Origin of the sequence: Arthrobacter sp. PvP023 (genome assembly GCF_017832975.1) — a bacterium.
GTDB lineage: Bacteria > Actinomycetota > Actinomycetes > Actinomycetales > Micrococcaceae > Arthrobacter.
In genome coordinates this window covers 3,019,660-3,042,102 of record NZ_JAFIBI010000001.1, presented here as the reverse complement: position 1 = coordinate 3,042,102, position 22,443 = coordinate 3,019,660, and the positions used below count along the sequence as shown (strand labels likewise).

At 62.9% G+C, this 22,443-nt stretch carries 17 protein-coding genes and 1 pseudogene; 10 read left to right on the top strand and 8 right to left on the bottom strand.

From position 1 onward, the window contains the following. Positions 1 to 545: 545 nt before the first annotated feature. From JOE31_RS13970 to JOE31_RS13925, 10 genes and pseudogenes are all read left to right on the top strand, one after another. Positions 546 to 1,733 carry a Gfo/Idh/MocA family protein gene (locus JOE31_RS13970; protein WP_209745622.1) on the top strand — a complete coding sequence of 396 codons (1,188 nt, stop codon included), beginning with the start codon at positions 546 to 548 and terminating at the stop codon, positions 1,731 to 1,733. Next, entirely contained in the window at positions 1,730 to 2,737 is a 1,008-nt protein-coding gene (locus JOE31_RS13965; protein WP_209745620.1) for a sugar phosphate isomerase/epimerase, read from the top strand. Before JOE31_RS13970 ends, JOE31_RS13965 begins: the two co-directional genes overlap by 4 nt. 118 nt (positions 2,738 to 2,855) lie before the next feature. Continuing rightward, entirely contained in the window at positions 2,856 to 3,260 is a 405-nt protein-coding gene (locus JOE31_RS13960) for a tautomerase family protein (protein WP_209745618.1), read from the top strand. A 162-nt stretch (positions 3,261 to 3,422) separates the two neighbouring features. After that, entirely contained in the window at positions 3,423 to 4,424 is a 1,002-nt protein-coding gene (gene iolC, locus JOE31_RS13955; protein ID WP_209745616.1) for a 5-dehydro-2-deoxygluconokinase, read from the top strand. After that, positions 4,421 to 5,386 carry a deoxyribose-phosphate aldolase gene (locus JOE31_RS13950; RefSeq protein ID WP_209745614.1) on the top strand — a complete coding sequence of 322 codons (966 nt, stop codon included), beginning with the start codon at positions 4,421 to 4,423 and terminating at the stop codon, positions 5,384 to 5,386. Before iolC ends, JOE31_RS13950 begins: the two co-directional genes overlap by 4 nt. Positions 5,387 to 5,425: 39 nt before the next feature. After that, a complete protein-coding gene (gene iolD / locus JOE31_RS13945) occupies positions 5,426 to 7,354 on the top strand; it encodes a 3D-(3,5/4)-trihydroxycyclohexane-1,2-dione acylhydrolase (decyclizing) (protein WP_245199194.1) in 1,929 nt (642 codons plus the stop codon). 48 nt (positions 7,355 to 7,402) lie between these two features. Then, positions 7,403 to 8,908, top strand: a pseudogene (locus JOE31_RS13940) (CoA-acylating methylmalonate-semialdehyde dehydrogenase); the annotation flags it as partial. 238 nt (positions 8,909 to 9,146) lie between these two features. Then, a complete protein-coding gene (locus JOE31_RS13935; protein ID WP_209745610.1) occupies positions 9,147 to 10,049 on the top strand; it encodes a sugar phosphate isomerase/epimerase in 903 nt (300 codons plus the stop codon). A gap of 50 nt (positions 10,050 to 10,099) precedes the next feature. After that, entirely contained in the window at positions 10,100 to 10,291 is a 192-nt protein-coding gene (locus tag JOE31_RS13930; protein WP_209748433.1) for an MFS transporter, read from the top strand. Between the two features lie 173 nt (positions 10,292 to 10,464). After that, positions 10,465 to 11,460, top strand: coding sequence for a Gfo/Idh/MocA family oxidoreductase (locus JOE31_RS13925; protein WP_280872880.1), 996 nt, complete (start codon positions 10,465 to 10,467; stop codon positions 11,458 to 11,460). A 180-nt stretch (positions 11,461 to 11,640) separates the two neighbouring features. Here JOE31_RS13925 and iolB read toward each other — a convergent pair whose 3' ends face one another. The 8 genes from iolB to JOE31_RS13885 all read right to left on the bottom strand — a co-directional run bounded on the left by iolB (position 11,641) and on the right by JOE31_RS13885 (position 22,199). Beyond that, positions 11,641 to 12,549, bottom strand: a complete 909-nt coding sequence (gene iolB / locus JOE31_RS13920) for a 5-deoxy-glucuronate isomerase (protein ID WP_209745606.1) — start codon at positions 12,547 to 12,549, stop codon at positions 11,641 to 11,643. A 32-nt stretch (positions 12,550 to 12,581) separates the two neighbouring features. After that, positions 12,582 to 13,319 carry a GntR family transcriptional regulator gene (locus tag JOE31_RS13915; protein ID WP_209745604.1) on the bottom strand — a complete coding sequence of 246 codons (738 nt, stop codon included), beginning with the start codon at positions 13,317 to 13,319 and terminating at the stop codon, positions 12,582 to 12,584. Positions 13,320 to 14,702: 1,383 nt separating this feature from the next. Further along, positions 14,703 to 16,211 (bottom strand): FAD-dependent tricarballylate dehydrogenase TcuA, encoded by a 1,509-nt coding sequence (gene tcuA / locus JOE31_RS13910; protein ID WP_209745601.1) that lies wholly within the window; start codon positions 16,209 to 16,211, stop codon positions 14,703 to 14,705. 88 nt (positions 16,212 to 16,299) lie between these two features. Beyond that, the gene (locus JOE31_RS13905; protein ID WP_209745598.1) at positions 16,300 to 17,469 is read right to left on the bottom strand and encodes a zinc-binding dehydrogenase; all 1,170 of its coding nucleotides are present in this window, start codon (positions 17,467 to 17,469) and stop codon (positions 16,300 to 16,302) included. A gap of 28 nt (positions 17,470 to 17,497) precedes the next feature. Then, complete coding sequence (locus tag JOE31_RS13900) at positions 17,498 to 18,991, bottom strand: aldehyde dehydrogenase (protein WP_209745595.1); 1,494 nt, start codon at positions 18,989 to 18,991, stop codon at positions 17,498 to 17,500. Then, positions 18,988 to 20,406, bottom strand: a complete 1,419-nt coding sequence (locus JOE31_RS13895) for an MFS transporter (protein ID WP_209745592.1) — start codon at positions 20,404 to 20,406, stop codon at positions 18,988 to 18,990. Before JOE31_RS13895 ends, JOE31_RS13900 begins: the two co-directional genes overlap by 4 nt. A gap of 45 nt (positions 20,407 to 20,451) precedes the next feature. Next, positions 20,452 to 21,318 (bottom strand): alpha/beta fold hydrolase, encoded by an 867-nt coding sequence (locus JOE31_RS13890; RefSeq protein ID WP_209745588.1) that lies wholly within the window; start codon positions 21,316 to 21,318, stop codon positions 20,452 to 20,454. Next, complete coding sequence (locus JOE31_RS13885; RefSeq protein ID WP_209745586.1) at positions 21,318 to 22,199, bottom strand: hypothetical protein; 882 nt, start codon at positions 22,197 to 22,199, stop codon at positions 21,318 to 21,320. The genes JOE31_RS13890 and JOE31_RS13885 overlap by 1 nt, the downstream gene beginning before the upstream one ends. Positions 22,200 to 22,443: the final 244 nt, after the last annotated feature.

Genomic DNA, 22,443 nt, shown 5'->3' with positions numbered 1-22,443 from the left:
TTCCGTCGTGAGGCGACATCATCTAAACGCCCCGTACGCCCCGGTAGCCGAGAGCATGACTTCAGCCCAGGGCTTTCCGGGATGATCTTCCGCGCTCCTGCAATTGGGGGAAGCTGAATAGATGGATGCCGACGTTTCAGGCCTCCTTCACTACCGCCGATGGGGTGGCCTCCTGAGGGAGTCCGAATAGTTCCGCACGGGCCCGGCCCTGGAGGCGAGCTACGACGCCCTTAGATCTGTGGTGCCGAACGTGCCGTATTGGCCCGTTCGGCTTACTGATATAACCAGCCCGATTGGGCAAAGTGGCCTTCGGAGCGCTCCACCGCTCTTGCTGAGGTTTTGGCACGCTCCCGACGGGTGTCACGAATCGGAAGCTTGCTGCGCTGGGGCTCGGACGCGTGATCGACGCAGTGCGGCACGGTTGGTTGTTTTGCTTATTGACAGGACAAAGTGACCGGGCCTAAGCTTTTGTGGAGCGCTCCAAGGAGTAGCCAGGTTGAGCCCGGTCTAGTTCTCAGCCTTATTGGATTTCAAGGGAGAAACACATGACACACGACATTGGAGTAGCCGTTATTGGTGCGGGTATGGCCGGCAAGGCCCACGCTGCCGCGTACCGCACGGCGTCAACTCTCTACAGCCCCGTTCTGCCGCCGGTTCGGCTTGTGTCCATCGGAGACGTCAACGCTGAATTTGGTTCTCTTGCCGCACGCCGCTTCGGTTACGAGCGCAACGACACCTCGTGGCAGGCCATCGCCGAAGCCGATGACATTGACGTCGTCAGTGTCGTCATCGCCAACTCTCTGCACCGCGAAGTGGTTGAGGGACTGCTCGCCGCTGGAAAGCATGTGCTCTGTGAGAAGCCGCTGAGCGACTCCCTGGACGACGCCCGTGCCATGGCCAGTGCCGCCCGCACCGCTGAGGCAGGCGGGACTCTCGCACGTATCGGTTTCACCTTCCGCCGCACCCCGGGCATCGCGTATATCAGGGACCTCATCCGCAATGGAACTCTCGGCAACGTGCTGCACTTCAGCGGCCGATACTGGACGGACTACGGCTTCAGCCCGTCGGCCCCCATGAGCTGGCGCTACAAGGGCGGCCCGGGCTCGGGTGCCCTGGCCGACGTCGGCTCCCATCTGGCATATGTTTCGGAATTCCTGTGCGGTGACATCAAGTCCATCACCGGTGGTCGCTTCAGCACCGCCATCGATAAGCGGCCTCTGCCGCTGGCCGCAGTGATCGGGCACGACCATGCAGCCGTCAGTGACACCTTCGAGGCCGTAGAAAACGACGACTACGCGGCGTTCTCTGCGGAGTTCCAGAACGGGTCTGGCAGTTTCGAAGTCTCCCGTGTAGCAGCCGGACACGCCAACAGCCTCAACTTTGAAGTCTTCTGTGAGAAAGGTGCGGCGAAGTTCGACCAGCGGCGCCCCTCGGAGATCCAGCTGTTCCTCAATGATGGTTCCGGCAACGAAAACGGCTACCGCCAGGTCATCCTCGGTCCCGGTCACCCGTACATCGCTGGCGGTCTTGCCATGGACGCCCCGGAAGTAGGCTTCGGCCAAAACGATGCCTTCGGTTACCAAGCGCGGGCGTTCCTCGAAGAGGTCGCTGGCTTGAGCGAACAGGAATCCCTTCCCCGTTGCGCCAGCTTCGACGAGGGTGTCCGCAACATGGAACTGCTCGGTGCCGTCGCCAAATCCGCCCTCAACAACGGTAAGAAGGTGACCCTGTGAAGCTCGGCGTCTACAACGCAATCCTGCACGACCGCCCGCTCCCCGAGGCGCTAAAGGTTATCGCCGATCTTGGCCTCACCGGGATCGAGATCAACACAGGCGGATTCCTGCCAGCCGTGCACGTCCCCGCTTTCGACCAGATCTTGGAAAGCGACGCTGCCCGTGACGACTACCTCGCCATTTTCGAGGGCACCGGTGTTTCCATAGCAGGCCTGAACTGCAACGGTAACCCGCTGCACCCGAACCGGCTCATCGGTGACAAGCACGCTGAAGACATCCGGCGCTCCATTCGCCTGGCCCAACGACTGGGCCAGCACCGTGTCGTCACCATGTCCGGGTTGCCCGGCGGCGAACCGGGCGCCACCGTCGCAAACTGGGTCGTCAACGCCTGGAACTCATCGGCACTGGACGTCCTGGATTACCAGTGGGGCGTGGCCGCGGAATTCTGGAAGGAAACTGACCGGCTCGCCGCAGATCACGACGTGAAGGTGGCTCTCGAACTGCACCCGCAGAACCTCGTCTTCAACCCGGCCGATGTGTACAAACTCGTTGAACTGACGGGCGCCACACACGTTGGTGTAGAGCTTGACGCCTCTCACCTGTTCTGGCAGCAGATGGACCCCGTAGCCGTCGTCCGCGAACTGGGTCCGCTCGTTTTTCAGGCCGCGGCGAAGGACGTCCGCGTCAACAAAGAAACTGCGGCCCTCTACGGTGTCCTGGACAACCGCTTCCGCAGGCTTTCCCCCGACGAAAACCGGACCAACCTCGGCGGCGACGAGTGGGCTAACGAATGGCCCAAGCCAGCCGCCTGGGACTTCGTGGCCCTCGGCAAGGGACATGACACAGCGTATTGGACCGAGTTCCTCCGCGCCCTCCGCGAGGTCGACCCGGACATGCTCGTCAACATCGAACACGAAGACGTCGAGCTGGGCCGCATTGAGGGTCTGGAAGTCGCAGCCAAGGTTCTCAGGGACGCTGACGCAGCCCTCACCGTCTCCGCCTAAGAATGTGGGGCCGCCAGGGACGTGGCGGCCCCACCCCTTAGTTCACCGCTCGAAAATTTACGCCGACGACTGCTGGTCCCGTGCTTGCAGGACCGGCAGTCATTCACAAGGAGTCAACGTGCCTCTCGTGCGCATCGACGTAAACCAAGGCCGCACTCCGCAAGAGCTGCGCAACCTAAGCCAGGCAATCCACGACGCCATTCTGGCTGAGTACAGCATCCCTGAGCGGGACTACTTTCACATTTTGACCGAACACCAGAACGGTCAAATATTTGCCCAGGATGCCGGGCTCGGCTTCGAACGCTCCAGCGACGTCGTAATGATCCAGATATTTACACAGGGCGGCCGCACCCAGGATGCGAAGCAGGCTCTCTTCGCTGCAGTTGCTGCACGGCTGGGCGAGCTGGGAGTCGGTGGCGAAAACGTTTTCATTGGCTACGTCGAAAACACCCCCGGCGATTGGTCTTTCGGCTTCGGCCGCGCCCAGTACGTCACAGGCGAATTGGCTGTACCCAAAAAATAGACAGACGAAGTGGTGACAGCCTGCCGATGTTCGGACCTGTACCAGCAACGGGTGCCCTCTCCCTGCGCTCCCCGACTCCTTCGCTAACACGCGCTTGCCAGCGACGGGCACAAGCGCTTGCCCCCTAACCCCAGGGGATTAACAGAAAGGTCCGCGATCACCGTGACCCACGAACTGCTCACGATCGGGCGCATCAGCGTTGATATCTACCCGAACGACATCGGGGTGGATCTGGAGGATGTCACGTCCTTCGGAAAGTACCTGGGCGGCTCCCCGTCCAACGTGGCGGTTGCCGCCGCCCGGCACGGGCGCCGCTCCGCCGTCATCAGCCGCACCGGCGATGACGCCTTCGGCAAGTACCTGCACCGCGAACTGCGCAAGTTCAACGTGGACGATTCCTTCGTCACCGCGGTCAAGGAATGGCCCACCGCCGTCACCTTCTGCGCGATCAAGCCGCCGGAGGACTTCCCGCTCTACTTCTACGGGCGCTTCCCCACGGCCCCGGACCTGCAGATCGAGGCCGAGGAGCTGGACCTTAACGCCATCAGGGACGCCGGCATCTTCTGGTCCACCGTGACCGGCCTCTGCCAGGAGCCCAGCCGCACCGCCCACCTCGCGGCCCACGAGGCGCGTCCCCGCACCGGGCTGAAGCCCGGCCAGTTCACCATCCTGGACCTCGATTACCGGCCGATGTTCTGGGCCTCCGAAGCCGACGCCCGGGAACAGGTCGCCAAAATCCTCCCGCACGTCACCGTGGCGATCGGCAACGACAAGGAGTGTGCCGTCGCCGTCGGCGAAGGCACGCCGGACGAGCAGGCGGACCGGCTCCTGGCCGCTGGCGTCGAAATCGCCGTCGTCAAGCTCGGACCGGAAGGCGTCATGGCCAAGACCCGCACCGAGCGCGTCGTCTCCGCCCCGGTGCCGGTGGAAACCGTCAACGGCCTGGGCGCCGGCGACTCCTTCGGCGGGGCGTTCTGCCACGGGCTGCTCTCCGGCTGGCCGCTCGCCCAGGTCCTCGACTTCGCCAACGCCGCCGGCGCCCTCGTTGCGTCCCGGCTGTCCTGCGCCGACGCGATGCCGACGCCGGAGGAAGTCACCGGCCTGCTCGCCGAACGCGGCCGCCTTGTGCCGGGCACCTACGCCACCGAAGGAGCAATCCTGTGAGTGTCAACCACGCCGCCGCCACCCTCACGGTGGACGACGATCCCCGCCGTTACGAGCACCTGGGCGTCATCCGGCTCGAGGATCCGGCGGCGATCTCCCGTGCCGCGAAGGCCCGCCGCCGCCATCCCGGCGTCAAGGCCGGCAAACAGAACTTCATCGTCGCCGCCGACCACCCGGCCCGCGGTGCGCTGGCCGTCGGCAGCGATCCCGTGGCCATGGCCGACCGCCGCCAGTTGCTGGACCGGCTCCGGATCGCCCTGGCCAACCCGGATGTGGACGGTGTCCTGGCTTCCCCGGACATCATGGACGACCTGCTCCTGCTGGGCGCGCTCGAGGGCAAGCTGCTCTTCGGCTCGATGAACCGCGGCGGGCTCTCCGGCCTCGTGAATGAACTCGACGACCGCTTCACCGGCCACACCGCTGCCGCCCTCGAAGCCCTTGGCGCCGACGGCGGCAAGATGCTCACGCGCATCTGCCTCGGCGACCCGGACACCGTCGCCACTCTGGAAGCGACCGCTAAGGCGATCGACTCCCTCGCAGGGCGCAAGCTCATCGCGATGGTGGAGCCGTTCCTGTCCATCTGGGAGAACGGCCGGGTCCGCAACGACCTGTCCACCAACGCCGTCATCAAGTCCGTCGCCATCGCCGAGGGTCTGGGCTCCACCAGTGCCTACACCTGGATGAAACTTCCCGTGGTGGCCGAAATGGAGCGCGTCATGGCGTCCACCACTATGCCCACCGTGCTGCTCGGCGGTGATCCGGAGGGCAGCCAGGACGAGGTCTTCGCCAGCTGGCAGGACGCCCTCGCGCTGCCGGGCGTCCAGGGCCTCACCGTCGGCCGGACCCTGCTCTACCCGCAAGACGGCGACGTCGCAGGAGCCGTGGCAACTGCCGCCTCGCTCCTGCGCCACACCGAATCCACCCGCACCGAATCCGCCCGCGCCGAAGAAGTATCGGAGTAACTTCCCATGGGAACCAGAACTGCCTCAGGAACACGCAGAATGACCGTCGCCCAGGCGGTCGTCGAATACCTGTCCCAGCAGTACACCGTCGATTCAATCGGCGGCCAGGACTACCGGGAGCGGCTGATCCCGGGAACTTTCGGGATCTTCGGCCACGGCAATGTTGCCGGCGTCGGCCAGGCCCTCAAGCAATACCAGCAGCTCGATCCCACGATCATGCCGTACTACCAGGGCCGCAACGAACAGGCCCAGGCCCACCAGGCGGTCGGCTACGCCCGCCACACCCGGCGCCGCCAGACCTTCGCGATCAGCACCTCGATCGGCCCGGGTTCCTCGAACCTGCTGACCGGTGCGGCCCTGGCCACGACCAACCGGCTGCCTGTCCTCCTGTTGCCGAGCGATACCTTCGCCACCCGCGCCGCGGACCCCGTCCTGCAGCAGCTTGAACAGCCGTACGCCTACGACATCACGGTCAACGACGCCTTCCGGCCCCTCTCGAAGTTCTTCGACCGCGTCTCCCGGCCCGAGCAACTGTTCTCCGCGTTCCACCACGGCCTCCGGGTCCTCACCGACCCGGCCGAAACCGGTGCCGTCACCATCTCGCTGCCCCAGGACGTCCAGGCCGAGGCCTTCGACGTCCCGGAGGAATTCCTCGCCGAACGCGAATGGCGGATCCGGCGCCCGGACGCCGACGACGAGGACATCCGCCGCGCCGCCGACGCCATCCGCGCCGCCAAACGCCCACTCATCATCGCCGGCGGCGGCGTCCTCTACGCCTACGCCAATGAGGAACTCGCGAAGTTCGTCGAACTGACCGGCATCCCGGTGGGCAACACCCAGGCCGGCGTCGGCGTCCTGCCCTGGGACCACCAGTTCTCCCTCGGCGCGATCGGCTCCACCGGCACGACGGCGGCCAACGCCATCGCCGCCGAGGCGGACCTCATCATCGGCATCGGCACGCGCTACGAGGACTTCACCACGGCCTCCCGGACCGCGTTCCAGAACCCGGGCGTGAAGTTCATCAACATCAACGTCGCCCCGATCGACGCGTACAAACACGGCACCTCCCTGCCGATCGTCGCCGACGCCCGCAAGGCCCTCATCAAGCTGAACCAGGCCCTCGGCGGCTACCGGATCGGCGCGGACCTGGAACAGCAGATCGCGGCCGAAAAGTCCCGCTGGAACGCCACCGTGGACGAAGCCTTCGACACCCGCTTCACCCCGCTCCCGGCCCAGAACGAGATCATCGGCGCCACAAGCCGCGCCATGGACGCCCAGGACGTCGTCATCTGCGCCGCCGGTTCCCTCCCGGGCGACCTGCACAAAATGTGGCGCGTCCGGGACCCGTTCGGATACCACGTCGAATACGCCTACTCCTGCATGGGCTACGAAATCTCCGGCGGCCTCGGCGTCAAGCGTGCCGCGCTGGCAGAAGCCGCGAAAGGCGGGGCGCAGCGCGACGTCGTCGTGATGGTGGGGGACGGCTCCTACCTCATGATGCACACCGAACTGGTCACCGCCGTCGCCGAACGCATCAAACTGATCGTGGTCCTGATCCAGAACCACGGCTACGCCTCCATCGGCTCACTCTCCGAATCCCTCGGCTCCCAGCGCTTCGGCACCCAGTACCGGGCCCTGGTCGAGGAGCACCACAGCTTCGACGACGGCGACCGGCTCCCCGTGGACCTGGCCCTGAACGCCGAAAGCCTCGGCGTGAAGGTGATCCGGATCGAACCGGGGCAGAAGGTCATCGCCGAGCTCGAACAGGCCGTCCGCGACGCCAAAGCGGCCCCCGAACGCGGCGGCCCGATCGTCATCCACGTTGAATCCGACCCGCTGCTGGACGCGCCCAGCTCCGAGTCCTGGTGGGACGTTCCGGTCTCCCAGGTCTCCGAACTCGACTCCACGAAACAAGCCTTCCAGACCTACGTCGACCACAAGAGCCGCCAGCGCAAGCTGCTCGGCTGACCCCGGCCTCCTGAGCCACCCCAGACTCCAACTCCCAAGGACCTTTCCATGACCACTGTCACCACCAACACCATCCAGCACTTCATCAACGGCGCAGAGACCACTGGCGAGGGCACCCGCACCCAGCCCGTCTACAACCCCGCCACCGGCGCCGTGACCGCGGAGCTGCGGCTGGCCAACCGGGCCGACCTGGACGCCACCGTCGCCGCCGCCCGCGCGGCCGCCGACAGCTGGGGCGACATCTCCCTCGCCAAGCGCACCGCCGTCCTGTTCAAATTCCGCGAACTTGTCGCTGCCCACGTGGACGACCTCGCCGAGCTGATCACGGCCGAGCACGGCAAGGTCCTCTCCGACGCCAAGGGCGAGATCGGCCGCGGACTGGAGGTCATCGAATTCGCGTGCGGCATCCCGCACCTGCTCAAGGGCGACTACTCAGACCAGGTCTCCACGGGGATCGACGTGTTCTCCTTCCGCGAGCCGCTCGGCGTGGTCGCCGGCATCACCCCGTTCAACTTCCCCGTCATGGTGCCGCTGTGGATGGCACCGATGGCGATCGCCACCGGCAACGCCTTCATCCTCAAGCCCTCCGAGCGGGACCCCTCAGCTTCGATGCTGCTGGCCAAGCTGTGGAAGGACGCGGGCCTGCCCGACGGCGTGTTCCAGGTCCTGCACGGCGACAAGGAAACTGTCGAAGGCCTCCTGACCCACCCGGACGTGGACGGCATCTCGTTCGTCGGCTCCACCCCGATCGCCCGGTACGTCCACGAGACCGCCACCAAGCACGGCAAGCGCGTCCAGGCCCTGGGCGGCGCAAAGAACCACGCCATCATCATGCCCGACGCCGACCTCGACAACGCCGCGGACCACCTCGCCGCCGCCGCCTTCGGCTCTGCGGGGGAACGCTGCATGGCCATCTCGGTCGCGGTCGCCGTCGGCGAAGCCGCCGACCTGCTGGTCAAGAAGGTCGAAGAGCGCGCCCTGGCCGTCAAGGTAAACAACGGCACCGTGCCCGACGCCGAAATGGGCCCGGTCATCACCCCGGCGTCCAAGGACCGCATCGTCCGGATCGTCACCGAAGCCGAAGCCGCCGGCGCCGCCATGGTGGTGGACGGCCGCGACCTCGTGGTCCCCGGCCACGAGGACGGGTTCTGGGTCGGCCCGACCGTCCTGGACCACGTCAAGACCGAAATGACCGCCTACAGCGAGGAAATCTTCGGACCCGTCCTCGTCGTCGTCCGCGTCGAGGACCTGGACGCCGGCATCGCGCTGATCAACGCCAACCCCTACGGCAACGGCACCGCCATCTTCACCTCCTCCGGCGCCAACGCCCGCAAGTTCCAGCGCTCCGTCACCGTGGGCATGATCGGCATCAACGTGCCGCTGCCCGTGCCGGTGGCGTACCACTCCTTCGGCGGGTGGAAGGCCTCGCTCTTCGGCGACAAGCACATGTACGGTCCGGAGGGTGTGTCCTTCTACACCCGCGGCAAGGTGGTCACCTCCCGCTGGCCCGAGCCCACCCACGCCTCCGGCGCCTCCTACAACTTCCCGTCCCACGCCGACGACAGCCACCAGGTTCGTCATGACGGCATCGCGGAGGGGCTTCCGGATCAGCTTGCCGGAGGAGAGGACGCGGTTCCCGGACGGGCCGACGACGCCACTGAAGGACGCGGGCGGCGCGACTGACCACCGCCCGACCCTCGTAGAGCTGGTGGGATGGACTGTCCGGGGACCGGGTCATGCCTTCAGCCTCTACCAACCTGATGCAACAATCACAGAAAGCGGAGTAGTACACATGAAAATTGCACTGGACCCGACACCCTTCCACCACAGCCACACTCTCCTGGAGTTCCCGCGTCTGGCTGCAGAGCTGGGCTACAAGTACCTTCAGCTCACGCCCCACCGCGATATGATCCCGTTCTACACCCACCCCAAAGCGGACGATGAGCTCGTACGCTCGTTCCGAAAGGCTTGCACGGACGCAGGCGTCGAAGTTGCTTCTGTCCTTCCGGTATTGCGCTGGTCGGGACCCGATGAAACGCTGCGGCAGGCAGCCGTCCGGTACTGGAAGCGGGCCATCCAGATCACCGTTGACCTGGGCGTGAAGCAGATGAACACCGAATTCAGCGGGCGCCCCGAACTGGCGGAGGAGTCCGAGGCCGCCTTCTACCAGTCCATGGAAGAGCTGGTTCCCATCTTCGAACGGGAAGGAGTGCACGTAGCCATTGACCCCCACCCGGACGATTTCGTTGAGGAAGGGCTCGCTGCCCTGCGCGTAATCCGTGGCATCAACTCACCAAACGTTGGAATGACCTACGTAGCTTCACACACGTTCCATATGAATGATGACCCCCTGGCCATCATGCAGGCAGCCGGGGAACGGATCCGAGTAGTTCACGTCTCAGACACCATGAACCATCACGCATCCCACGGCCTCCGATACATCACCAACCCGCCCGGAAATGCAGTCCGGGTCCATCAGCACCTCAAGATCGGCGATGGTGACGTGAACTGGGAGGAGTTCTTCGGTGGTCTGGGGGAAATCGGCTTCCTCGACAGGGACGACACTGTGATGTCTTCAAGCGTCTTCGCGGAGGATGAAAACGCGATGGACGTCGCCCGGTTCCAGCTTCACACGATCCAAGAGTATGCATCCAGCGCGTCGTTGGGCCGTGGCGCGACAAAGGCCTCTGTGTGAGCAGGACTGAAACAACCAAAGCACCACTTCGTCCCGGAAGTTCATGAAGAATCATCAATTTTCTGATCGGGTTGTTGTTCCCTGTCCTTGTCAACCTCATTGGGATCTCCGGGTCTTACTTCATCTTCGTCGTCCTCGGCGTCGGGGGTCTTCTCTTTTTGAGCGCCTATATGCCTGAAACCAAGGGGAAATCCTTGGAACAGCTCGAGGACGAATTCAAATCCGGAGATCCGGCCGTTTGACCAGCGAAGGGAAAGGGCTCCTAAACGCACACTGTCCCCGGCCAGGTGCGCGAGCGCGACCAGTGAAGTGGCCAGCGCAGTCGCGGGACTGAAACTACAGACGGAAGTATTGAGCGGGAGGAGATGATGATGTTGAACGCAGGACAGCAGGACCGTGATCTTGAGGCGACAGGATGACCGTGGGAGAGACCGTGCGGATCGCCGTCATTGGCTCCGGAAAGATGGCGTCCGTCCATGCCCAGAACATTTTTAGGACCGCGGGCGCACAATTGGTGGCGGTTGCAGGTGGATCCGGGGCGGATGGCCTAGCGTCACGATTCGGCGCTGCAAGCATGGACGTCGCTAGCGCATGTTCAGGCACTGACATTGACGCTGTGGTCATAGCCTCGCCGAACCGATTCCACGCGCACCACATCATGCAGGCCGTAGTCGGCGGTAAGGCTGTGCTCGCCGAGAAGCCGGTGGACCTCGACCTGAAACGAGTGGATCACTGCATTCATGCGGTAGGGGACTCCATCGACCGCGTAATTGTAGCTTTCAACCGCCGGTTTGATCCTTCCTTCGTGGCAGCTCGAAGCCGCATCCTCGCGGGTGAAGTGGGGAAGGTCGAACAGCTCGTTATCGTCAGTCGTGATCCTGCGCCGCCGCCCCTTGACTACGTGCCTGTATCCGGAGGCCTGTTCAGGGACATGATGATCCACGACCTGGATATGGCACGCTTTCTCCTCGGCGACGTTGCCACCGTTCAGGCCTCGGTCCAGAGGACGAACCCGGAACTTGCTGTCCTCGGCGACGCCTCTGGAGCAGTTGCGACGCTAACAACCACCAATGGTGCGCTAGTAACCATCGTCAACTCCCGCAGCAATGCGAGCGGATACGATCAGCGCATCGAAGCTTTCGGACACCGGGGGACGCTCGCGGTAGTGAACCCCACGCCGACCTTGGTCACAGCGTCCAGCCGAAATTACACGGATACCCGCGATCCCTTCATCTCGCACTATGCCGATCGTTACGAAACGGCGTATCGCCAGGAAATCCAACACCTTGTATCCGTGACCCGGGGAGACGAAAAACCGCTCGCCTCTCTGCATGACGGCCGCGATGCACTCGCGCTGGCTCTGGCTGCCGGCGAATCTGCTGCTACCGGCAGGACAGTTAGCGTGCCGTGAACCCCAGAATCAGGTCCCGCGCGTGGCGGCTGCTTCGTTTAACGCCCAACGGTCGTGCAGCATTAGTAGTGGGCCTGCACCGACCCTGCCCTCTAACCGATGCATCTGGAAGCGCACTCGATAGGCCCGATGTGTTGCCCAGCCCGAACAGGCCCTCCCGTGGCACAGCCGCTGCAGCCATTAGGCAACGAAGGGTCCGCGGGGATCTATCTCTTGGGCATCCCAAGTGTTCCGCACCCAGCCGTGGTGCGGGTCGTCGCTGATAAGCCACTCCCTGACTCGGCCAGGGCCAGCCATGACGTTCAGGTAATACAGGTCGTATCCCGGTGCGGCCATAGCTGGGCCGTGCCAGCCGTAGGGGACCAGAACCACGTCCCCGGTCCGGACCTCGGCTTGCACGTCGATGTGCCGTTCGTCTGATGCATAGACACGGGCGTAGCCGACCGGGTCAACCCCGCCCGGTACTCCAGCACCGTCGGAGTGGAGTTCGGCAGAGGCACGTGTTTCGAAGTAGTAGATCTCCTCTAGCGAGGTTTCCCCGTCCTTTTCCACATCGTGCTTATGCGGGGGATACGAAGACCAGTTGCCGGCGGGGGTGAGGACTTCGCAGACGATAAAGCGGTCTGCTTCCAGTGCGGCAGGAGTACCGAAATTGTGGACTTGACGGGAGCAGTTTCCCGATCCCCGCAGCTCCACTGGTGTCTCCTCGGCGAGGATGAGCCTGGTCGGATATTCTACTCTGCAGGTGCGAGAGCAACCGCTACGCGGCCGCCTTTGTCGGAGGAAATTCGCACGGGGCGTCCAACACCGGAGTAAAGGACGTCGGTCGGCCCCGGAAAAGACGGAATCACGGCCGCGTAGGGCATATGTCACGTCATCCACTGTCACAGCGAACGGACCGGCGAGCGGGATTACGATCCGTTCTTCATCTGCGGGGTCAAGCGACACTTCCTCGCCAGGAGTCAGGTGCGCGACCTTCAACCCGGTATAGCGCCAGCCGTCTATGCTGAGCGCGCTGTCATTGCCTCCCAAAGATATTGACCATTCTCCTTGGGCGGCTGTTCCGCTCGGGTGTACCCACTGCGTCATCTGGTTTCCTCTCAGTCCTCACGGTCCTGCGGCTAGTGCTGGACCAACGTCATCTCGAACGTGTATGAGTCGGCGCGGTAGTGATGTCTCCCGACTTCAATGTTGCGGCCGATATCGTCCATGGCTGTGCGTTCCATCGTCACCAGCGGTGACCATGTGGCGACCTGCAACAGAGAACTCTGGCTCGCTTCGGCGACGGCGGCACCAATGCGTTGACTTGCCCGGCGGAACTTAACGCCTTTTGCGCGAAGCAGCTGGTAAAGGCCAACGTCACTGAGCTCCTCGGCGCTGATTTCAGTAATGTCGTCACGAACCCAGTTCTCCATGAGCGCCAGTGGCCTGCTGCGGACCAGCCGCAGGCGGGTAAAGTGAAAAACCTTCGCGCCGTCCGGCAGCTTCAGGCCAGTTGCGACCCATTGCGGGGCTTGACAACGCTCAAAGGACAGAACTTGACTGCTCGGCACTTGGCCTTCCCGTGCCAGATCGTCATACAGACTCGATAGGTCCAGGTCACGTCTCACCTTGCTGGATACAACCTGAGTCCCAACTCCGCGTTTACGTACCAGCAGTCCGGCGCGCACCAACTCGTTCATAGCCTGCCGCACCGTTGGCCTCGAAATGTCAAGTCTCGACGCAATTTCGATCTCGTTGTCCAGCATCGTGCCCGGTTCGAGCTTCCCCGTCTCGATCAGCGACTGGAGTCCCTGCACCACCTGGTGATAAATCGGCACGCGTGAGGACCGGTCCACTGCTATTTCGATTCCGGTCATGTGGAGCCGGTACCTTTCGTGAGCATGTCAGTTTGTTAGAACAAACATGGCAATTCTAGCAGACAAATTGGAGCGCTCCACAGCTCTGCGTTCGGTTTTGTTGACGCGCCGGCGCGGACGACAAACCGGTTCCTCACCAAGCCGGTTCCTCACCAGGCCGACCGGCCACTCAAGCGCCGATAATGGATCTTCCGTCATTTGGCAAAGTGAGCCCACGACAAAGAAATGCCGCCCTGCCAACGCGGGGGCGGCAGGTGGGGAGGGGGGGTGTCATGTCGGTTGCTGCCGGTTCCGCCATGAGATGAGGGAGAGGAGGTAGATGGCCGTGATTACGATTCTTGAAGCAGGCGAAGATGTTAAAGGGTGCGAAATCAGTCTCTGCGGACCCGAGGTCTTGAAGGGGGAAATGCAGGTAGCCGGGCGACAGCGGGGGTGTCCTTACCTGCTTCGGTGCTGCTGCCGCAAGGCAGCAAAAGGGGGTGTGCACAATGTGCACACCCTGGGCTTCGGATCGGGTCGTACTGGTGCCGGACTGGGTCGGATTCCGTATGTGTGGGCGGGATTCCAGTGTTTGCAGGGGCTGGAACCCGGTTCGAGTCCCACCTCGGGCACGCATAACCCCTCGACAGAGGGGTTTTTGCTTTAATGTGTGGACATTGCCCCTCCGCGGGTTCCTCTGACGCTGGCTGCGGTCTGGGCCTGGCGCCCGCGGTGGCCTACTCGGTTGTGTGGGTAGCGGGATCAGAGCCCTGGCTGGTGGGCCTTCCGCCTCCTGGTATCTCGGGTTATGAGTCGTCCTTTTGCTGTTTTCCGGTGGCCAGTTGTTGGCCCTCACTCATTCATTGCCAAGAATTGTGGTGACGACATGACGAAGACGAATTCTCTTCGAGGATCTTCACCGGATAGCTGTCTTCTCCGAGCCAAGCAGGGTCCGCTCATTGCGAGTTTGTCCGGCCAAAGGTGGCGTGGACACTGTCCACATTTTGTCGACGGGCGGCTCGTCGACCCGCATTTTGATCCCTTCCTCCTGGTTCTGCCGACATCACTTCATGAAGTTCTCTGCTTCAGGCGACATGACTTCGCGGCCCGGACCGTCGGTTTCGTAGGACGTTCCTGTTCGCAGGCACTCTCATGGCGTATTCGTGACCGGCGCACGATCAATCGACAAAGTGAAGGGGGATCCGGACTCTTCTTCCGGTCCTGTAACCGCGTGTGTGTCACGAGACAATAAGGCAGGAACTTCTCGGGACACTAAACCTCAAGCACCTGACCTCTATTGCTTTCAGCGACTGGAACGAGAAAAAGCTGGCAGAGCCATCTCTGGCATCACGACTCCTTCCGGCCGGGCGCTGTGGAATGTGCGCCCGGCCGGTCGGAATGGTGTCAGGCCAGATTGCCCGCGCGCCGTCCAAACACGACCCCGGCAGCAAGGCCCGAGCCGCCGGGGTAGTTGGCTGAGAACAAGCCCCCAAGCATTTCGCCGCAAACGTACAGGCCCTGGATGTGTTCGCCGTTGCCATTTAAGACACGTCCGTAAGTGTCTGACTTCAGTCCGCCGAAGGTGAAGGTGATGCCGCAGGTGACGCCGTAGGCGTAGTAGGGGGCCGTGGTCAGGGGGGAAGCCCAGTTGCTCTTGACCGGGGTGGTATCGGCTTTTCGCCCGTCTTTGACGTTGGGATCGAATTCGATGGTGGTGTCGATGGAGTTGTTGTAGTCGGCGACGGTTTTGGTCAGGCTTTCCGGATTAATCCCGATTTCGGCTGCCAGGTCTTCGATGGTTTCGGCGGTTTTTACGGAGATGCCCGGCATCTCGTATTCCTCGCTGCGCAGCATGGGACGAAGCGTGCTGTCGAAGATTTGGTATGCCACGGAATCGGGCTGCTGCAGGATCACCTTGCCGTACTTGGCGTAGGTGTAGTTGCGGAAGTCTTCGCCCTCGTCGAGGAAGCGTTCACCCTTGTTGTTCACGATGATGCCCAGCGGGTAGCTTTGCCGCGTGAGCCGGTTGGTCAGTTCACGGTTGGACTCGTTGTTTTCGGTGAAGGCGTCCCACTGTACGGAGTGACAGGTGCCCCAGTCTCCGCCCTTGGCGGCTCCAGCCCCGAGAGCTGCTGCGATCATTTCACCGGTGTTGAACGGCGTGCCTCGTACTTTGGCGTTCTCCCACCCGGGGCCCAGGTGCTCTTGGCGCCATTGGGGGTTGGATTCGAAGCCGCCTGCTGCGAGGATTACGGATTCGGCGCGCAGCTCGTGGACGCTTCCATCGACCTGTCTGACTTTTACTCCGCTGACCGCGTTGCCCTCGACGATCAGGTCAAAAACTTCTTGCCCGTAGCGGACTTCGGTACCGAGGTTCGCCGCCACCTTGACGTGGTCGGCCATCAGACCTTCGCCGCCACCGACGTTTCCGACGTGCAGGCCGCCCCAGAAGAGGAAGGTTCCGTCCGGCCTTTTGTAGGCCTGGCGTTCGTACATTAGCCGGTATTTCAGGCCGAGTGAGTGCAGCCAGCGCAGGGCTGGCGCGGCTTCGGTGACGAGGACCTGGGTGAGGTCCGGATCGTTGCGTCCCTCGGTGACTTTCTCCAGGTCTGCGGTGTAGTCCTCGCTGGTGTATGGAGGGACTTCGGTGACTGGGTGGCGTTCGTCAATCTCAATGAAGTCTTGCAGGTCCGGTAGTCCGTTGTGTGCGATGCGGGTCGCGCCGGCGGTGTAGTAGCTGTTGCCGCCGGACTGCTCTGGTGGGGCTTTTTCCAGGAGCAGCACCTTGCGTCCGCGCACGGCGGCGGCGTGCGCGGCGGTGAAGGCGGCGTTGCCGCCGCCAACGACAATGACGTCAGGATTGTCGGTGTTGTGGTCAGGATTTGGCCTCTGGGTCGAGGGCTGCGGGGACATGGGGACTCCTTGATACGGGGCTGGGGTTGTTTTGGAAAACGGAAGGCTTTGCGTCCGGCGGCTTGGTTCAAAAGGGAGGAAGCCTGGTTCAGGTTCCGAGGATCAGTGCGCGGCCGGTGATTCGGCCTGCAGCGACATCGGCGTAGGCGTCCGCGGCCTGGTCGAACGCGTAGCGGGCCGATACGAGCTTGGATGGATTGAATGCCCCGGCGGCGACGTCAGCCAACAGCCTGGGCATGTCACGGGAGGGAACCGCGGCGTAGGAGCCGATGAGGGAAATCTTGCGGCGGACGAAAATCGTTAGGTCATCGATTGTGGCAGGCCCGTTGGTGCCGCCGAGCCCCGTCACTACAACGCGGCCGCCGACAGCGACGTGTGAGAGCGCTTGGCGAAGGGTTTCTGGAACGCCGATGGTGTCGAAGACGACGTCAGGCCGGCCGCCGGCGAAAGCGGATTCTATCTGATGGGTGAAGTCCGGTGCATTGGCGGTGATCGCTGCAGATGCCCCAAAGGTCACCAGGGCTTCTCGGGATTCTTCTTTCATGTCGGTACCGACGACGTGACGGGCTCCTGCATGGCGGGCAAGGGCGGCGGTGCATAGACCGACGCCTCCTCCGCCCAGCACGAGGACCGACTCGCCGGGCTGCAGCTGGGCTGCCTCGTGGACCGCGCCGTATGCGGTGAGTCCTGCGCAGCCGAGTACGGCTGCGTCCCTGAGGGGGATGGATGCAGGCCAGTCGGCGGGTAGAGGGAATACCGCGGTTGCGGGCAGGGTGATTTCGTGCGCCAGACCACCTACACCGGAGGTTAGCAGCGGCCGGCCTTCAAGTGTGCGCATCCGGGGACTGCCATCGAATCTTACGCCGGCGTTTTGCATGTGGCTTCGGAAAGGTCCGCATTCGTCCTCGGCTCCGCTGAGGCAGGCCGTGCAATCACCGCATGGGACGAGGAAGGAGCAGATTACGCGGTCACCGACCGCAATGGTGTGGACATCATTGCCGACGGCAGTCACGACGCCGGATATTTCGTGTCCGAAGACGTTTGGCGTCGGAACGAGACCATGTCCTCGGAGTTTGTGGACGTCACTTTGGCAGGCACCGCAGGCAGCGACCCGGAGCGTCACTTCCGAGGCAAGCATTGGTTCGAGGGTGACCTGTTCGATTGTCAGGCCCGTCGCGACGTCCCGGAAGACGGCGGCGGTGGTGGTTCCTGGGTCGGAGCGCCTGCCTACGGGGAAGGCGTTCGTTTGGGTGGTCATGACGCGGTCTCCTGCAGAGTTTTGGGGTTCAGTTGTCAAAGGGGTCTTCAGTCGGAGCTGAGGAGTAGTCGATCACGACGCTCTTGACCTCGAGGTACTCGCGAAGAACTGCCTGGCCGTTTTCCCGGCCAAGACCACTTTGCTTGTAGCCGCCGTAAGGCAGCGTCCAGTGGGTGGGGCGGAAAGTGTTGACTGAAACGAGACCGGCCTGCAGTTCGGCCGAGAACCGATGAGCTCGGTTCACGTCCCGGGTCCACAGCCCGGCCACTAGGCCGTAACTGGTGTCATTGGCAAGCTGTAGCGCTTCGTCCTCGGTCCGGAACGGCAACACGGTCAGTACTGGCCCGAAAACCTCTTCACGGGCCAGCCGTGACTCGTTGTCAAGGCCGGTGAAGACTGTCGGTTGAACGAAGTATCCGCGGTCGAAGCCAGCGGCGCGCCCCCCTCCGGCCGCCACGGTACCGCCGTCCTCCTTGCCGATACGGATGTAGTCCAGCGTCTTTTCAAGTTGCTCTGCTGAGCTGTGCGGCCCGATATGCGTTCCGGACTCAAGCGGCATGCCGACCCGGATCCGTGAAGCGCGGCCGACGATCTCTGCCAGAAAGTCCTCGTAGATTGCTTCGTGGACCAACAGTCGTGATCCGAGCGAGCACGACTGGCCTGTTGAGCGGAAGGCACTGTGGGTTGCGACGATGGCGGCGCGTTCAAGGTCAGCGTCGGGGAAGATGATGTGCGGACTCTTGCCTCCGCACTCGAAGGAGACGCGTTTCAGGCCGTTTGCCGCCGCCCTCATGATGTTTTGGGCGGTGGGATAGGACCCTGTGAAGGTCACCTTGTCCACCCCCGGGTGCCCGGAGAGCGCCGAACCAACGACAGATCCTCTGCCCGAAACGACATTGACCACCCCGTCAGGGATACCGGCCTCACGGATGAGCTCGGCGAAGGCGAACGCAGAAACGGTTGTTGTTTCGGCAGGTTTGAGCACGACGGTATTTCCGGTAGCCAGGGCAGGGCCGAGCTTCCAGCTGTAGAGGCTGATCGGAGAATTCCACGGGGTAATCGCACCGACGACGCCGACGGGCTCATATCGGGTGAATGCGTGGGCGTCGGTCTTGAACGGTACGACCGAGCCCTCGATCTTGTCAGCGGCTCCGGCGTAGTAGCGCAACCACTTCGCCGCGCGGAGCACCTCGCTGGTCGTCTCCTTCCAGACTTTGCCGTTATCGCGGGTCTCCAGTTCGCCCAGCCGTGAAGCGTGTTCGTCCAGCAGGTCTCCCAACCGGTGAATGCGCTCCCCCCTGTCGGTGGCAGTCATCCGCTTCCATGGCCCGGAGAGGGCATCACGTGCTGCTGCCACGGCGAGGTCCACGTCGGCCGCGGTTCCGTCCGGGACCTGCGCCCAGGTTTCTTCAGTTGCCGGGTCGATCGACTCCATGACTCCGCCGGCGGACTCTACCCATTGGCCACCGATGAACTGACGATCGGTAACGAGGCCAGGGGACACGTCCTGAGCCGTGATCATCGGATCTCCTCGGTGACGGCGACGGGGCGGGCGCTATCATCGTTGGTCTGATTAGCCGGAAGACGCAGATTGGCGCCTCGGGTTTCGGGGCCCATAAGTGCTCCAATGAGCAGGAGCGCTCCGCCAAGCACGTAGAGCACGATCGTTCCGTAAGGGGAGGGGATGATCGAGGCCAGACCCGACTCGTAGAAGGCATAGAAAGCCGGGAGGATCACTGCGACGCTGTAGGCCACGCCGTAACCCGTTGAGCGGATGGCCGACGGGAACCGTTCGGAGAGGTACGAGCCGGTGCAGCCGAAGGCACAGATCGAGGTTGCGACAAGGACGATTGCCAGTGCGGTGTAGCCAAAGTCTGTCGTCACGACGTTACTGACGAGAAGTCCATACGTAATCGGCGCGATGGTGGCACCGGTGAGACCGTTGATGGCCAGGAACCGGCGGCGGCCTATTTTCTGGCTCAGGGCGCCCGCGAGCGGGTAGAGCACGATCAGGGCGATCTGATAGAAGACGATGATCATGGTCGCCCGGCCCGGCGTCATTCCTTCAAGACCCCGGAAAGTGCCAGGAAACGAAGCGCTGGTCGCGTTCGACAGAATCCATACGCCCGTCATGAGGATGAACACCTGTCGCAGGTTCCGTGCGTTTTGACCAGTGAACAGCTGTCGCAAAGGACCCGGGCGTGTGTTGTTGGCGTTGGCCGTATTCCGGGTAGCCGCTACCGCCGCGAAGGCTGGCGACTCGTCGACTGACTTCATGTAGTACAGGGTGAAGGCGAAGGTCACGATGGCTCCGATCGCGACCGGAATACGCCAGCCCCACTCAATGTAGGCGGGGTTAGAGCCGTCCGGGAGCACTGTCGCGGAAATCACGGCTGCCGTGATGGCGGAAACTACGCAGAAGGCGAGAGGGAAGCCCATGCTGATGAGCCCTCCGTAGAGGCCGCGTTTATGCCGGGGTGCCGATTCCATGGCAAGCGGTACGGCCCCGGTGTATTGACCGCCAAGGAAGATGCCGGTGAGGAACCTCATGAGGATGAGCAGCACGATTGCCGCGAATCCCACGGTCTGGAAGCCCGGCAATGCCACGAGCAACGCTGTTCCCACTGCGGAGCCGAACATGGCCCATACTGTGGCTTTCTTGCGCCCGAGGCGGTCTGCCACGTTGCCGAAAATGACGGCGCCGAGGGGCCGCCCGAGTAGGGTCGCGGCGAAGACCAGTCCATTGATGAGGGCCATCGACCCGACGTCCAGGTTTTTTGGGATGAAATAGACGATGGCTGGTGCCAGCGCGATCACAGGTAGGTAGATGTCATAGCAGTCGATGGCGAAGCCGATCGAGGCACCGCGAACGGCCCGTCGTGCGCGGGAGAGTTCCGCCGGTGGCAGATCCTCATGGATGTTTGCATTGGTGTTCATCGTTGAACCTCCGGTTATTGGGCAGATTGAAGAGGGGATAGGAAGTCAGAGCGCAGTGTCCGGTGTTCGGGCAGCATCTGAAGTGATGCGGAAGTTCCCGTTGATGGAGAGATCCAGTAGCCATTCGGACAGCCGCTCTGCGATGTCGGGAAGCTCTTCCATTGGATAATGACCGATGCCAGGAAGCAGGGTGTACCGCGCTCCCTGGATTCCCGCCGCGGTCCGTTCCACGCCTTCAGGGTCGAGCCAAAAGTCATCCCCACCCACTACCAGATGCACTGGGCAGACAATCGCTGATAGCCCTGACGAGACGTCATGCCTGGCCCAGCCAATCAGATCGGAGAGGGCGACCTGTGGATCCTCACGGCGGTGCCGCGCGGCGATCCTTTGCCGGCGTGCTTCCTCGACGCCGGAGCCGCAGGCGGCGAGGGTGCCGTAGAAGGTGCGGTCGGTGCGTGAGGGCGAGACCGCATCTTCGAGGTTTCGGCGAAGCGATCGTTCATTTTGCCCGTTGTTTTGTGCGTCGGCTGCCATGGCGATCACTCCAGCGAGCTTGGCGGACTTCTTCACGGCGACGTCGAGCGCAATTTTTCCGCCGATCGAGCAGCCCACTACATAGGGTTCGTCAAGGTCAAGGATTTCTATTAGCCGAATGATCCAGTCGCCGTAGTATCCGAGATCGGTGACCGGACCGGTAACGGGCTCTTCCGAATGTCCATGGCCCGGAAGATCCGGGACGATGACCTGATACCCCCCAGCGACGAGGCCTGCGATGGCGTCACGCCACTGGAGGCCGGATTGTCCGGCAGTGTGGATGCATACGATCGGACGGCCCTCCCCAAATGTGGCGACAAATCCGGGACGGTCATCGATATCTAGATAGTGCGCGGAGCTGGGCGGGTTTCGGGTCATTACTGAACTCCCTTTTGGGTCACGGCGCGGCCTGCTTCAACTATGAGATGCAAGGCCTTGGTCAGCTGGAGATAGGTGTAAGCGTCGCCACTTACATCGAACTGGCCCTGATGAGCGCGGGCGATAAAATCATTCCGATCACTACTCAGGAGGTCACACCAGGCGCGCGCGTCTCCTTTGAGGGTGAACGTGGGACCGCGAGGCGTGCGCTTGGCAACGTCGATGACCTGCCCCTTGTAGATCCGCAGCTGGACCTCTGCGGCTTCGCTTGCCAAGCCAATCGTGCCGTCGAAGAGCTGCGTCGCATCGTGGAAAGCCGAGGAATCCTCGAGCTCGGCGACGACTGCTGCCGCCCACGGCAGTCCCAACGGCAGAGCCCACGAAGGATCATCCTGCGTGGGGGAGGCACTTGCCGCTCTTACCAGCACGGCGGTGGTGCCCTCCTGCACGACGAGTCCGTCTGCGTCCAGCAGTCTTATCGACCGGTGCAGAACGCCGCGCGATGGATCCGAACTTCTGCGCCAGCCCGTCACCGTCGTCTCGTAGTGGAGCTGAGCGCCCACTCGGAGCGGTTGCCGGTAATACCAGTGGGAGTCGAGGCCGGCGATGAGTGTTTCAGCGAGGATGCCGGAGGCGAATACGGCGCCGAAGTAACGGGCTATGCCGAACGGGCCATGTCCCATCAGGTCGGCGCCGGCAACGGCGCCGGGAACGTGTATCGGATGCCGGTCTCCCGACACTTCTGCGAAGCGGATCAGGTCGTCATTTTCAACGACAAAGGACTCGCTTACAAACTGCTGACCTGGGAAGAAATCCTCGAGATACAGCGATGTGGTCATGCCATTTGCGGCGGGAGCACTCACCGGGGTTTGGAACGTCACGGGTAGGTCCTTCAGGGTAAGGGGAGGGAGGGGATCGAGGCCTCAAGGCAACTCTGCACTTAGAAAAAGTGTTGCCCATCACATGAACGCCTGTTCATGTGAAAGAACGCTAGCCGACAAGGGTCAGCCGTGTCAATGGTCCCTGTTGCGTAACGGCTACGAGTCCTCGCCCGCCTCATAAGTGCATTTTTAGGTCAGCCCAAGGCTTCCTATTGACAGCATCCAGTAGTCGTGTCAATCTCTA